This window comes from Ferrovibrio sp. (assembly GCF_017994015.1).
Classification (GTDB): Bacteria; Pseudomonadota; Alphaproteobacteria; order Ferrovibrionales; family Ferrovibrionaceae; genus Ferrovibrio.
Genome location: NZ_JAGOLP010000002.1, coordinates 140,937 through 153,794 on the forward strand (window position 1 = coordinate 140,937; position 12,858 = coordinate 153,794).

General features: G+C 62.8%; 10 protein-coding genes. 6 read left to right on the forward strand and 4 right to left on the reverse strand.

Annotation, left to right across the window (positions count from 1 at the left end; all coding sequences use genetic code 11):
* Window positions 1-6 precede the first annotated feature (6 nt).
* Window positions 7-690, reverse strand: a complete 684-nt coding sequence (locus KBB36_RS02425; RefSeq protein WP_290976342.1) for an HD domain-containing protein — start codon at window positions 688-690, stop codon at window positions 7-9.
* A 509-nt stretch (window positions 691-1,199) separates the two neighbouring features.
* On the opposite strand from KBB36_RS02425, the gene KBB36_RS02430 reads away from it, so the two are divergent.
* The 3 genes from KBB36_RS02430 (at window position 1,200) to KBB36_RS02440 (ending at window position 5,103) form a co-directional block, all read left to right on the forward strand.
* Window positions 1,200-2,468 (forward strand): ammonium transporter, encoded by a 1,269-nt coding sequence (locus tag KBB36_RS02430; RefSeq protein WP_290976592.1) that lies wholly within the window; start codon window positions 1,200-1,202, stop codon window positions 2,466-2,468.
* A gap of 150 nt (window positions 2,469-2,618) precedes the next feature.
* Window positions 2,619-4,160: a circularly permuted type 2 ATP-grasp protein gene (locus KBB36_RS02435; RefSeq protein WP_290976345.1), complete on the forward strand. Its 1,542-nt coding sequence runs from the start codon at window positions 2,619-2,621 to the stop codon at window positions 4,158-4,160.
* Between the two features lies 1 nt (window position 4,161).
* Window positions 4,162-5,103, forward strand: a complete 942-nt coding sequence (locus KBB36_RS02440) for an alpha-E domain-containing protein (RefSeq protein WP_290976348.1) — start codon at window positions 4,162-4,164, stop codon at window positions 5,101-5,103.
* A 163-nt stretch (window positions 5,104-5,266) separates the two neighbouring features.
* On the opposite strand, the gene KBB36_RS02445 is transcribed toward KBB36_RS02440, so the two are convergent.
* Window positions 5,267-8,191: a methyl-accepting chemotaxis protein gene (locus KBB36_RS02445; protein WP_290976351.1), complete on the reverse strand. Its 2,925-nt coding sequence runs from the start codon at window positions 8,189-8,191 to the stop codon at window positions 5,267-5,269.
* A gap of 245 nt (window positions 8,192-8,436) precedes the next feature.
* Between KBB36_RS02445 and KBB36_RS02450 the strand changes: the two genes are divergently transcribed.
* Window positions 8,437-9,174: a proteasome-type protease gene (locus tag KBB36_RS02450; RefSeq protein WP_290976355.1), complete on the forward strand. Its 738-nt coding sequence runs from the start codon at window positions 8,437-8,439 to the stop codon at window positions 9,172-9,174.
* Between the two features lie 69 nt (window positions 9,175-9,243).
* On the opposite strand, the gene KBB36_RS02455 is transcribed toward KBB36_RS02450, so the two are convergent.
* Window positions 9,244-9,864 (reverse strand): PA14 domain-containing protein, encoded by a 621-nt coding sequence (locus KBB36_RS02455; protein ID WP_290976358.1) that lies wholly within the window; start codon window positions 9,862-9,864, stop codon window positions 9,244-9,246.
* Between the two features lie 169 nt (window positions 9,865-10,033).
* On the opposite strand from KBB36_RS02455, the gene KBB36_RS02460 reads away from it, so the two are divergent.
* Window positions 10,034-10,690, forward strand: coding sequence for a TIGR02466 family protein (locus KBB36_RS02460; RefSeq protein ID WP_290976361.1), 657 nt, complete (start codon window positions 10,034-10,036; stop codon window positions 10,688-10,690).
* Window positions 10,691-10,694: 4 nt separating this feature from the next.
* On the opposite strand, the gene xth is transcribed toward KBB36_RS02460, so the two are convergent.
* Complete coding sequence (xth, locus tag KBB36_RS02465; RefSeq protein ID WP_290976364.1) at window positions 10,695-11,543, reverse strand: exodeoxyribonuclease III; 849 nt, start codon at window positions 11,541-11,543, stop codon at window positions 10,695-10,697.
* Between the two features lie 68 nt (window positions 11,544-11,611).
* Between xth and KBB36_RS02470 the strand changes: the two genes are divergently transcribed.
* Window positions 11,612-12,841 (forward strand): pentapeptide repeat-containing protein, encoded by a 1,230-nt coding sequence (locus KBB36_RS02470; protein WP_290976367.1) that lies wholly within the window; start codon window positions 11,612-11,614, stop codon window positions 12,839-12,841.
* Window positions 12,842-12,858 lie beyond the last annotated feature (17 nt).

Genomic DNA, 12,858 nt, shown 5'->3' on the forward strand with positions numbered 1-12,858 from the left:
CATCTGTCATTGTGTCATTGCCTTGGCGGTTGTGCGGATGGCGGCGATGCGGCGTTCACGGCTTTGTGCCGGCGTGTTGCCGCCGCCTGCCGGCGCAGCCACAACATACAGCCGGCGCAGCAGATCGGCTTGCGGATAGGGTCGTTGCTCCAGGCCAAGCCGGCCGCGTGCATCGGCCTGGCAGACCAGCAAAAGCTTTTCCAGCCGGGCTTCGTCCTGCCAGTCATGGCTTAATGCTGCCAGCAGATCGTGCACGGTGGCCGGGCGCAATTCAGCCGCCTTGTGCACCAGCAGATGCCAGCGGCAGGCCGCCAGTGCCAGGTCGGTCCAGTCTGCCGGCAGGTTGAGCCGGGCGCCCAGCGCGCTAATCGGCGCCAGGCCGCTTTCCTCATGGCCGAGATGGCGCGGCCATTCAGCCGGCGGGGTGAGGGCCTTGCCCAGATCATGCACCAGGGCGGCATAACGCAGGGCCGGGTCGGCGCTCAGGCCGCAGGCCTGGCGCAGCACCAGCAGGCTATGCCGGCCGGTATCAATCTCGGGATGATGCAGCGGGTTTTGCGGCACGCCGAACAACGCCGCAATTTCGGGCAGGTCGCGCGCCAGCCGGCCGCTGCTCTGCCAGTCAGACAGGATGCCCCAGGGCGCCGGCCCGCCCAGCAGGCTGCGCAATTCGGTGGCGACCTGATTCATCTGCTATTGCACCCCCGTCCCTGCCCGATTGACCCGATCATTGACCAAAGCGGGTTTTTTGTCACATCCCGCCAGGCTTGTGGAGCATCGGCGGTCAGCCAGCCGACATTGTATTGGCCGACTCCAAGACAGGCAGCGCCAAACAATCGCCATAATGCAGCCTATTTAGTGAGCAATTGGGCAGAAGATGCTGTATAATTATGCATCATATATAGGCGGTGGATAAAAAGCCGGCGCGATTCGCTGTGGATTCGCCCACGAATCGATATGGAATCCCGATTTGTTGCACCGCAGAGCAGTGGCACGGTTCTTGTAAACCCATATTCCGAGGCGCGCACCAGGGTGGGTCAGCCGGTCCGGACAAAGTGCGACGGGCGGCGATCGGCAGGTGGTGCGGGTCACCAAGCAGGAGGTTATCGACAATGCCACGTCTTTCCGTTTCGGCGATGCCCGCCGTTTCCCAGACTTACGGCCGCCAACTCGGCTGGCTGATGCTTGCGCTGGCAGCAATGCTGGCGCTGTTGCCGTTCCATGCCTTCGCCGCCGATGAAGCGCCGAAGTTTGATACCGGCGACACCGCCTGGATGCTCACCTCCACCGTGCTGGTGCTGATGATGACCATCCCGGGCCTGGCCCTGTTCTACGGCGGCATGGTCCGCAAGATGAACGTGCTCACCATCATGATGCAGTCCTTCGCCATCACCTGCCTGGTGACGGTGCTGTGGATGATCATCGGCTACAGCCTGGCCTTCTCGCCGGGCAACGCGATCATCGGCGGCTTCGGCAACCTGTTCCTGTCCGGCATTGCCATCGACAGCGTGAACGATCTGGCCAAGACCATCCCGGAATCGGTGTTCCTGACCTTCCAGCTCACCTTCGCCATCATCACCCCGGCGCTGATCACCGGCGCCTTTGCCGACCGCATGAAATTCTCGGCCATGCTGTGGTTCATCGGCCTGTGGCTGATCTTCGTCTATGCGCCGGTGGCCCATATGGTGTGGGGCGGCGGTCTGATGGGCGAGATGGGCGTGCTCGACTTTGCCGGCGGCACCGTGGTGCATATCAATGCCGGTATCGCCGGCCTGGTGGCCTGCATCGTCATCGGCAAGCGCATGGGCTATGGCAAGTCCAGCCATGCGCCGCATAACCTGACGCTGTCGATCATCGGCGCCAGCCTGCTGTGGGTCGGCTGGTTCGGCTTCAATGCCGGCTCTGCCGCCGGTGCCAATGTCAATGCCGGCATGGCCATGCTGGTGACCCAGATCGCCACCGCCGCTGCGGCCCTGGCCTGGATGTTTGCCGAGTGGATTGCCCGTGGCAAGCCCAGCGTGCTCGGCATCATCTCCGGCGCCGTTGCCGGCCTGGTTGCCATCACCCCGGCTGCCGGTTTTGTCGATCCGATGGGTTCGCTCATCATCGGCCTGATCTCCGGCGTGGTCTGCTTTGTCTCTGCCACCAGCATCAAGAATGCGCTTGGTTATGACGACAGCCTGGATGCCTTCGGTGTCCATGGTGTTGGCGGCATCGTCGGCGCCATCCTCACCGGTGTGTTCGCCAAGGCGGCGATTGCCGGCAAGGATGCCCCGCTCGGCCTGCTGGACGGCAATGGCGGCCAGGTGCTGACCCAGATCTACGGTGTGCTGATCACCATCGTGTTCACCGCTGTGGTCACCCTGATCATCCTCAAGATCGTTGACTGGACCATCGGTCTGCGTGTCGACGAGGCCACCGAACGTGACGGCCTCGATCTCAATCTGCACGGCGAGACGGTGCAGTAAGACGCGCATACTTGCAGCCCGGGCCGACACACCCACCCGTTTGCCCGGGCTGCATCTTTTCTCTTCCCGCCGCCTAGCCAATCCCCTACTCTCAGTGTGTGATTACCAGTCATAGTCGAATTGCAGAGCAAAGATCTTCAGGGGAATGCGATGCCCGCCTTCGATGAAATGACCGACGCCGCGGGTGGCGTGCGCCTTCCCTACCAGGGTTATGCCAAGTGGCTGAAAAACGCCCCGGCGGACATGCCGGCGAAGCGCCGCCACGAAGCCGACACGCTGTTCCGCCGCCTCGGCATCACCTTCGCCGTTTATGGCGAGGGCGGCGACACCGAACGCCTGATCCCCTTTGATATTGTGCCGCGTATCCTGGCCGCCTCGGAATGGGCGCGCCTCAAGCGTGGCCTGGAGCAGCGGGTCAAGGCATTGAATGCCTTCCTGCACGATATCTACCATGACCAGGAGATCATCCGCGGCGGCAAGATTCCGGCCGACCTGATCCTGGGCAATGAGCAATTCACCACCGCCATGGCCGGCTTCCGCGTGCCACATGGCATCTACACCCATATCGCCGGCATCGATGTGGTGCGCACGGCCGAGAATGATTTTTTTGTGCTGGAGGATAATGCCCGCACGCCCAGCGGGGTCAGCTACATGCTGGAAAACCGCGAAGCCATGATGCGGCTATTCCCGGATCTATTCGGCCAGGTGCGGGTGGCGCCGGTTGGCCATTATGCCGATGCCTTGCTGCAAACCCTGCGCGAGGCAGCGCCGCCGAACTGCAATGAAGAACCCACCGTCGCGCTGCTGACACCGGGCGTCTACAACTCGGCCTATTTTGAGCATGTTTTCCTGGCCGAGCAGATGGGCATCGAGCTGGTGGAAGGCTCCGACCTGGTGGTGAAGGATCGCATCGTCTACATGCGCATGGTCGGCGGGCTGAAGCGGGTGGATGTGATCTACCGCCGGCTGGATGATGCCTTCCTCGACCCGCAGGCTTTCCGCAAGGATTCGATGATCGGCGTGCCGGGCCTGTTCGCCGCCTACAAGGCCGGCAATATCACCATCACCAACGCAGTCGGCACCGGCGTGGCGGATGACAAGTCGGTCTATCCCTATGTGCCCGACATGGTGCGGTTCTATCTCGGCGAAGAACCTTTGCTGGCCAATGTGCCCACCCATATCCTGCGCCGGCCGGATGATCTGAAATATACCCTGGAGCATCTGGCGGAGCTGGTGGTGAAGGAAGTGCATGGCTCGGGCGGCTACGGCATGCTGGTCGGGCCGCGTGCCAGCAAGGCCGAGATCGAGGCTTTCCGCGCCAAGATCATCGCCAAGCCGGAAGCCTATATCGCGCAGCCGACTTTGGCACTTTCCACCTGCCCCACCTTTGTTGAGCAGGGCCTGGCGCCGCGCCATGTTGACCTGCGGCCCTTTGTGCTCTCAGGCAACACCACCCGCATCGTGCCGGGCGGCCTCACCCGCGTGGCCCTGCGCGAAGGCTCGCTGGTGGTGAATTCCAGCCAGGGCGGCGGCACCAAGGATACCTGGGTGCTGGAACCCTTGCCCGGCGAAAAGATGCCGGAAGAGGATATGGCCGAGGGCCAGAGCCAGTCGCAGAGCCAGTCGCAATCCCAGAGTCAGTCACAGAGTCAGTCCCAGGCGGGCCAGTCGCAGTCGGCGGGAGGCGCCTGAAATGCTCAGCCGCGCCGCCGATAATCTCTACTGGATGATGCGTTATGTGGAACGCGCCGAGAATATGGCGCGCATGCTGGATGTGACACATCGCATGTCGCTGATGGGTGCCGATACCGGCATGAATCAGTGGGATGCAGCCTTGATCATTGCCGGCGCCGACAAGCCGTTTGCGCTGCGCGGCGGCAGCGCCACGCCGCGCTCGGTGATCGATTTCCTCGCCTTCGCGCCGGATAATCCCTCCTCCATCGCCGCCTGCCTCAAGGGCGCGCGCGAAAATGCCCGCGCCATGCGGGCGCAGATCACCAACGAAGCCTGGGAAAGCATCAACGCCGCCTGGCTGGAAATGCGCACCCTGACGCTCGACAAGGTGGAAGCCGATGGCCTGCGCGGCTTTTTTGATTGGGTGCGGGATCGCTCGCATCTGTTTCGCGGTGTGGCGGAAGGCACCATGCAGCGTGGCGATGCCTATCGTTTCATGCGGCTTGGCACGCTGATTGAACGCGCCGATTCCACCGCGCGCATCCTGGATGTGAAATACCATATCCTGCTGCCCAGCCCGCGCGATGTTGGCGGCGCCGTGGATTATTATCAATGGGGCGCGCTGTTGCGCTCGGTCTCGTCCTTCCGCATCTACCGGCAGATCTACCGCGACAGCATCACGCCGCTGCGCGTGGCGGAATTGCTGATCCTGCGTGATGACATGCCGCGCAGCCTGCATAACTGCTTCGCCGAGATTGTCGAGATCATGCAGCATCTGCGCCAGCATTACCGGCGCGACTATGAATCAGTGCGGCTGGCTGAGCGCCTGTTGATGAAGCTGCGTTATGGCAGTATCGACGAGATCGTGGCCAAGGGCCTGCACGAATATCTCACCGAGGCGATCGACCAGAATATCGAACTGGGCAGCATGATCGCGCAGGATTTTATGCATTCGACGTGAGGGCTGGGCGCCCCAGCCCCTACATCCCCCGCACCGCCCAGAAAGTCGTCATGCCCGCGAAAGCGGGCATCCCGTTTCACAAAAATACGGCTGAATTCCTGTGAAAATGGGATGCCCGGGTCTTCGCCCGGGCATGACGATGGTGACGGTGATGGCATCACGCCTAATTGCGGAAATGCTGCGCAATGCGGTTCTGTGTTGCCGCATCGGCCTGGTAACGCACCGCCACCATGCCGTCTTCCACTCGCACCACTTTGGCCGCGGCATCGAAGCTGATGCCGATGCTTTTGATTTCGGCGCGCAGGCGCAGGTCATCGCCCAGGCGCGGCGCCGGCTCCATGCGGCCGAAGAGCAGACCATACTGGCTCCAGTTTTCGGCGCGATAGGTTTTGCCATTCACGGTCACGCTGTCATTGGCGCCACAATCAAAGCGGCTGTCGCGGCGACGTTCGGCCAGGCTGGCGCCGCTGCGGTCGAAGAAGGCAACCAAGCCGGCCAGTTCCTTGGCCTGGAAAGCCAGATTCTGGGTGGCGGCGCTGGTTTCTTCCACCAGCGCGCCGTTGCGCTGGGTCATCTCATCCATATTGGCGATGGCGGTGTTGATCTCCTGCATGGCACGGGCCTGCTCGCCGCTGGCGGCAGCGATTTCCGCCACCAGGTCGCTGGCCTGCTTGATCGCGGTGACAATATCCTCCAAGGCGCGCCCGGTCTGGCTCACCAGGTCCACGCCAACTTTAACCTGGGCGTTGGAGCTTGAGATCAGGCCCTTGATGTCCTTGGACGCATCGGCGGAACGCTGCGCCAGGCTGCGCACTTCCTGCGCCACCACGGCAAAGCCCTTGCCGGCCTCGCCGGCGCGCGCCGCTTCCACGGAAGCATTCAATGCCAGCAGGTTGGTCTGGAAGGCAATCTCGTCGATCAGGCCAATGATGTCGCTGATACGCTGCGCGCCGGCCTCGATCTCGCCCATTGCCTGCACCGCCTGCTGCACCACCCTGCCGCCCTTGGCAGCGGTGTCGCGTGCCGTGGCGGCGCGGTGATTGGCGGCCTGGGCATTCTCGGCCGTTTGCCGCACGGTTTCGGTCACCTGCTGCATCGCCGCCGCCGATTGCTCCAGCGTCGCCGCCTGGCTTTCGGTGCGATGCGCCAGATCCTGGGTGCCGGTGGCGATCTCGTCGGCCGAGTTGTTGACATTGCCGGCGGTGACGCCGATCTGCCCGGTGATCTCGCTCAGCTTGTCGATGGTGGCGTTGCAATTTTCCTGCAAACGCTGCAACTGGCCGTCATAGCTGCCGCTCATGCGCTTGTTAAGCTGGCCATGCGCCAGCGCATCCAGCACGCCATCCAGTTCGTTCACCGCCTTGGCCATGGTATCCACCACGCCATTGATGCCGGCGGCCACATCGCGCAGGAAGCCGCTTTTGCCTTCCAGCGCCACGCGCTGGCTGAAATCGCCATGCTTGGCGGCATCCACCAGGCTTGCCACCTCGCCCTGCACCAACACCTGGCCGGTCACGTCGCGCCATTCCATGGCCGCACCCAGCCGCTTGCCGGTGGCATCAAATACCGGCACCACGGTGAGGTCGAAGGTCATGCCGCCCAGCTTCAATGCGGTGAAATACGGCACCTGCAATTCAGCCAGCAGCCGCTGCTGATGCGCCGGATTCTTGTGGAAGCTGTCGATATTGCTGCCCACCAGCTTGCTGGCGTCAAAATGCGGCAGGTCGGCACGAATGGCGGCCTGCTTGGCGCCAAAGGTCTCCTGGGCGGCGCGGTTGATGAAAAAGATGCGCCGCTCGGTATCCACCAGCATCACCGGATTGGCCATGCTGTTCAGGGTTTCGCGGGTTTGCAGGCCGGTGACGATGCGGTCGCGCACCACCAGCAGGCCACGCAAGGCGGTGCCGATTTCGTCCTGGCGCTCGCTGCCCTGGGTGTTGATCTCCACCTTGCCGTCAGACAGGTCGGTCATGCCCTGCACCAGGCGCAGGATCGGGCGGGCAAAGGCGGCGCCATAGGGCAGGCCGATGATGATTGCCGCGATCAACGCAACAACCAGCACTGCCAGCACTTCAAGCTCAACCTCGTTCAGGGTCTCAAAAACCTGGGCCGATGGCACACGCACCAGCACCGACCATTCCAGGCCGGGATAGCCATAGGCGCCGACGCTGTGGAAATAGCCGGTCACCTGCCTGATGCCGCTGCGGGAATTGACGCCTTCCATGCCGCCGGAGCGTTTCGCCACCGCCTCGCGCGCCGCAAGTACACCGCTCTCGGCCAGATTAAGCCGTCCGATTGCAGACCAGTCGCGGTTATACTTGCCGCCCACCAGCTTGCCGTCATCATAATCCACCAGCAACACGCCCTTGGGATCAAGCACCGAGATCAGCGCATGATCCATGCCGCCGATCTCAAATTGTTTATGCGCGGCTTCGGCGATGTCCTCCACCAGTTCCATGGCGGCAAAATTGGCCCATACCGCCACGGTCTTGCCGGCTTCGTCCTGCACCGGCGCGGCAAAGATCATGGCAAAATCACTGCCGGCATAAAGCCCGGTCAGTTCGGCATGGCGCATCGGCTGCTCCACCACGCTGCCGGTAAAGCCGTCACGGCCCTGGAGGAAACGCCCGGCCAGCACCGCTTTGAGCCAGCCGGCATCGGCATAGCTGCGCTGGTAAAGCGCGGCGGTATCCAGCGGTTTGCCGAGGGCGTCCTTGCTGTTCACTGCCAGCACGCGGCCTTCCGGCGAAACCAGCAGCATCAGCTTGTAGATGCCGTAATTCGCCATGTAGCGGTCCATCGACTGCACCAGCGCATTGTCCTTGGCGCCCGGGCGGCCCCAATTCGCCGGGTCGAGCGCGGCGCTGTTATAGCCAAAAGCCTGCACATCGCCGTAGCGTTCAAACAGGTTGCGGTCGATCAGGTCGGATACCGTGATCGCCATTGCCGCCAGCCGGTCGATGCCGTCCTTGCGGAATTTTTCCACCTGGTAGAACAGGATGCCGCCCAGCAGCAGCAAGGGGATCACGGCAAAGGCCACCAGGGTGGCAACGATCTTGCCCCGGATACCCAGTTTCAGCTTTGACATGGTCAACTCCCGGCAGAAATGAAGGCTGCCGGCATGTCAAGCCGGCAACGTGCAGTGGTGATTGGGTTCTCCACTGCAAGATGCCAACGGAAGGGGCGCTTTTCATATGATTTTCAGGTAAGACGCGGCCCTGTTAGCGAGAATTAACAAGCCATGGCAGCATCTTGCGCTGGCGCCGGGGCTTCAAGCCGGCATCCGGCTGCGGCTATACTCATAACCATGTCACCAGCCGGGATTGCCGTTTCATGACCTATTGCGTTGGCCTCAACCTTCAGGACGGGCTGGTTATGCTGGCCGATAGCCGCACCAATGCCGGCGTCGACAGCATTGCCACTTTCGGCAAGATGCATCTCTGGCAGCAGCCCGGCGAGCGGGTGCTCAGCCTGTGCACCGCCGGCAACCTGTCTCTGAGCCAGTCGGTGGTGTCGCTGCTCAATGGCGGCTTTGTCGATCATGAGGGCCGCGAGCATGATCTGCTCAAGGCCGGCCGTATGTTCGAGGCTGCCGGCATTGTCGGCGCCGCGATCCGCGAAGTGGCGCGGCGCGATGGCGAGGCGCTCAAGCAGCAGGGCATTGAGCCCAATCTTTCCATGCTGCTCGGCGGCCAGATCCTGGGCCGGCCGCCGCAGCTTTACATGCTCTATTATGCCGGCAATTTCATCCGCGCCACCCAGGACACGCCGTTTTTGCAGATCGGCGAGGCGAAATACGGCAAGCCGATCCTGGATCGGGTGATCCGGCCCAATACCTCGCTGTTGCAGGCGGCGAAATGTGCGCTGATCTCGATGGATTCCACCCTGCGCTCGAATATCTCGGTGGGGCTGCCGCTCGATCTGCTGATCCTGCGCAAGGATGAATTCAAGCCGGCGCTGCATCGCCGCATCGATGCCGATGATCCGTATTTCAACGATATCCGGGTGCGCTGGAGCGAGGGCTTGCGCTCGGTCTTCGCCACCGTGCCAGACCCTGATTGGGGGTTGTGAGCCGCGCAAAGAAAAACCGCCCGGTCGCCAGCGCGCCCGGGCGGTTTTGTTTTTGTCACCGCCGGGCGGTTACTGCCCGGGGATATGCTTGATCTTGTCGGCCGGCACCAGCACCGGCGCCGCAGCGCCCGGCGGCTGCCAGTAATAATGGAAGCCGGCTGAATCGCGCTTCTGGAAATACATGATGCGGATCGGATACCAGCCCGGCTGGGTGATATCCAGGAATTTGGTCGGCGTGGTGCGTTCCGGATGGGTGGTCGGATCGTCCGACACCATCACATTGCCGATCCAGGAACGGTTGCCGTCATTGGTGCGGGCGGCAAAGCCATAGCGGCCCGGCTGATCGAGCAGGATATAACCGTCGAAACGGATACCGTAGAAGATTTCAGTCGGCGCACCAAAGATGTTGCCCCGCGCTGAAGTGGCGCTCAGCACCGTTACCGGCGCGCCGGGCCGGCCGGTGGCCTTGCCGCTGGCGCCTTGCGGCATGTTGTCGATGTCGTCATAGGTGCCGCTGAAATAGGTGGTGGCTAGGCCGGGCTGCAACTGCGCTGCCGCCGGTTGCGGCATGGCGAGCTGCGGCGGGCCGTTATAGTCCGGTTCCTTGTTGTTGGTGACGCAGCCGGCCAGGCCGAAGCCCAGCAGGGCCACGGCAGCCAGCGCTAAAAATCTGTTCTTCGCCCGGATCATTATCGCCCCCTGAAATGCCATGTGTCAGCGGCCACAAGCCTAACAGGCGGCGCGGCTGAGCCGCAAGCCATGCTGCCGGTGACGGTTGATACAGGCATTAACAATATTTCATGCCCAACCAGCGGTAGCCGGCTTGCGGTCGGGCACCCGGCAAGGCAAAAGCTGCGCCATGAACTCGCTGCCGCCCGATCTGTCGCAACCCGACCCGATGCGCCTGTTATTCGCCACCCCGCTGATCCAGCAGGATCTGGCGGGTGAGCCCAACCTGCTGGCCGAGCTGCGCGCGCTGCTGCTGGCGCGGGCAGCGGAAGATCGTGGCCGCCAGCATTCCAACCAGGGCGGCTGGCAATCCGATGATTGCCTGCTGGATTGGGGCGGCGCCCCGGTGCGGCGGCTGTTCGACCATATTGACCGCCTGGTGCGGGATTACACCATGGTCAGCACCGAGAGCGGTTTGCAGCGCCTGCCGCTGAACTGGCGCATCAATGCCTGGGCGAATATCAATCGCCCGGGTGATAGCAACGACCTGCATTGCCATCCCGGCGCCTTCTGGTCGGGCTGCTTCTATGTTGACGATGCCGGCATTGCCGGCCAGCCGGAACGCGGCGGCGGCTTGCGATTTTACGATCCGCGCGGGCCGATGCCACTGCTGCATGCGCCGCTGGTGAAGATGGCGATCAAGGGCTGCGTCAGCGCCGGCCTGGGCGAGACGGTTTATCCGCGCAGCGGCCTGCTGCTGCTGTTTCCGGCCTGGCTGAACCATGCCGTAACGCCGCATAATGGCACGCGCGAGCGCATTTCCATCGCCTTCAACTACGCCGCCTGAAGGCTCAGGCGAGGTCGAGTGTCACCAGGATCGGGGCGTGATCGGAGGCTTTTTCGCGGCCGCGTAATGCCTTGGCGACACTGGCGGCCTTGAGCCGCGGCGCCAGGTCGGGGCTGACCCAGACATGGTCGAGCCGGCGGCCCTTGTCGGCCTTCTCCCAATCCGGCGAGCGGTAGCTCCACCAGGAATACAGTTTTGCCGGCGCCGGGGTGAACTGGCGCACGGCATCGATCCAGCCATGTGCTGCCTGTAGCGCCAGCAGGCCCTCGGTTTCCACCGGCGTATGGCTCACCACGCCAAGCAGCTGCTTGTGCGACCACACATCACTTTCCAGCGGTGCGATATTCAGATCGCCCACCATCACATGGCGCTGGCCCTGGCCCTTCAGGGTCTTCGACCAGGCGGTCATCTCGGCCAGCACATCAAGCTTATGGGCGAATTTGTCATTCTTGGCCGCATCCGGAATATCACCGCCGGCCGGTACATAGAAGTTATGAATCACCGTGCCGTCCGGCAGCCGGGCGGCGATATGGCGCTTGTCGTCGCGCCCGGCCAGGCTCTTGGCTTCAGCCAGTTCCAGCGGCAGGCGGCCGAAGATCGCCACGCCGTTATAGCCCGGCTGGCCGCGGATCAGGCGATATTCATAGCCATGCTGGGCAAACAGCTCATGCGGAAATTCATCATCGCGCACCTTGGTTTCCTGCAAACACAGAATGTCCGGGCTGTGTTCACGCAGGAAGCCGTCCATCAGCTCCAGCCGGGCGCGCACGGAATTGATATTCCAGGTTGCCAGTGTGAGCGGATGTTGACTAACAGAAGATTGCAGATTGGCAGCAGTTTTTTTCATCGGCATGAAAAAAGGCATAGCAAATTCACGCTCTGCTCGCCAGCCGCAAAGCGGCATGGCATAACAACGTCACGATGTGCGCCGCCCCGGTCAATCCCTCGCGCGATTTGCAGATAACCCTGTCGCGCCATGCCGCCTTTCTGGCCCGGCACCCCGATGGTGCGCGGCTGCAATTGCGCGGCCAGCGGCTGTCCGGACTCAATCTGGCGAAAGTCAATTTTTCGGATGCGGTGCTGCCCGGCTGCATCTTCACCCAGAGCGATCTACGGCAGGCCGAATTCCGCCGCACGGATTTGTTTGGTGCCGATTTTGGCCGTGCTGATCTGGGCGAGGCGGTTTTTGACCGTGCCGATCTGCGCGGCGTTTATTTCGGTTCCGCCAAGCTGCGCAAGGCTTCCTTCGCCCAGGCCGACATGCGGCCGGGCCAGTTCATGCGCACCAGCGCCGATGGCCATAGCGAAAGCCGGCTGGTCTCCACCGATCTCACCGATGCCAATCTGGATGGCGCCGATTTCAAGGGTGCCCAGCTTGATCAGGCCAAGTTTGCGGTGGCCTCGGCCAAGGGCGCCAATTTTGCCGCCGCCGAGCTTTATGCCAGCAATTTCTCCGGCGCCGATCTGAGCGGCGCCAACTTTGCCGGCGCGCGGCTCAAGGATGCCAACCTGCTCGGCGCCAAGGTGGATGGCTGCAATTTTGAGGGCGCCGATCTGCGCGGCGCCAATCTGCGCAATGTTGATCTGGCCCGCGCCAACTTGGGCAATGCCAAACTGGACGGCGCGATCTACCGCAAGGATAGCGACCTGCCGGCCGATGTGGCGGTGAAGCTGGCGGCGCATAGTCAGTGGATCGCCTCGCAGGGCGCCAGCGGCGAACGGGCGCAATTCCGCGCCGCCGATCTGACCGGGCAGAATTTTGGCAGCTGCGACCTGCGCGCCGCCGATTTAAGCGGCGCCAAACTGACCGGCGCCATCTTCGATGATGCGCAATTGATGTTCACGGTGTTTGCCGGCGCCGATCTGCGCGGCGCACGGTTTGATCATGCCGGGCTGAATGGCGTCGACCTTTCCGGCGCCGACCTGACCGGGGCGCGGCTGCGCGGCGCGCAATTCCTCGGAGTTGACATCTATGGCACGGATAATCGGCCCACCGGGCGGCGGCGCCATCCACAATTGCACGGCACCATCCTGCGCCGCGCCGATCTCACCGGCGCCGAATTTGAAGGCGTCGATCTCAGCCATTGCGATTTTGCCGAGGCCATCCTGGCCGGTGTCAGCTATCGCAACTGCGTCGGCGTGCCGGATTAGAGTAGAGCGCGCTGTTT

Bases quoted from the DNA above. Each gene is read 5' to 3' on its own strand.
- KBB36_RS02455 (WP_290976358.1), bottom strand. From the start codon at position 9,864: ATGATCCGGGCGAAGAACAGATTTTTAGCGCTGGCTGCCGTGGCCCTG.
- KBB36_RS02435 (WP_290976345.1), top strand. From the start codon at position 2,619: ATGCCCGCCTTCGATGAAATGACCGACGCCGCGGGTGGCGTGCGCCTT.
- KBB36_RS02470 (WP_290976367.1), top strand. From the start codon at position 11,612: ATGTGCGCCGCCCCGGTCAATCCCTCGCGCGATTTGCAGATAACCCTG.
- xth (WP_290976364.1), bottom strand. From the start codon at position 11,543: ATGCCGATGAAAAAAACTGCTGCCAATCTGCAATCTTCTGTTAGTCAA.
- KBB36_RS02425 (WP_290976342.1), bottom strand. From the start codon at position 690: ATGAATCAGGTCGCCACCGAATTGCGCAGCCTGCTGGGCGGGCCGGCG.
- KBB36_RS02460 (WP_290976361.1), top strand. From the start codon at position 10,034: ATGAACTCGCTGCCGCCCGATCTGTCGCAACCCGACCCGATGCGCCTG.
- KBB36_RS02450 (WP_290976355.1), top strand. From the start codon at position 8,437: ATGACCTATTGCGTTGGCCTCAACCTTCAGGACGGGCTGGTTATGCTG.
- KBB36_RS02430 (WP_290976592.1), top strand. From the start codon at position 1,200: ATGCTGGCGCTGTTGCCGTTCCATGCCTTCGCCGCCGATGAAGCGCCG.
- KBB36_RS02445 (WP_290976351.1), bottom strand. From the start codon at position 8,191: ATGTCAAAGCTGAAACTGGGTATCCGGGGCAAGATCGTTGCCACCCTG.
- KBB36_RS02440 (WP_290976348.1), top strand. From the start codon at position 4,162: ATGCTCAGCCGCGCCGCCGATAATCTCTACTGGATGATGCGTTATGTG.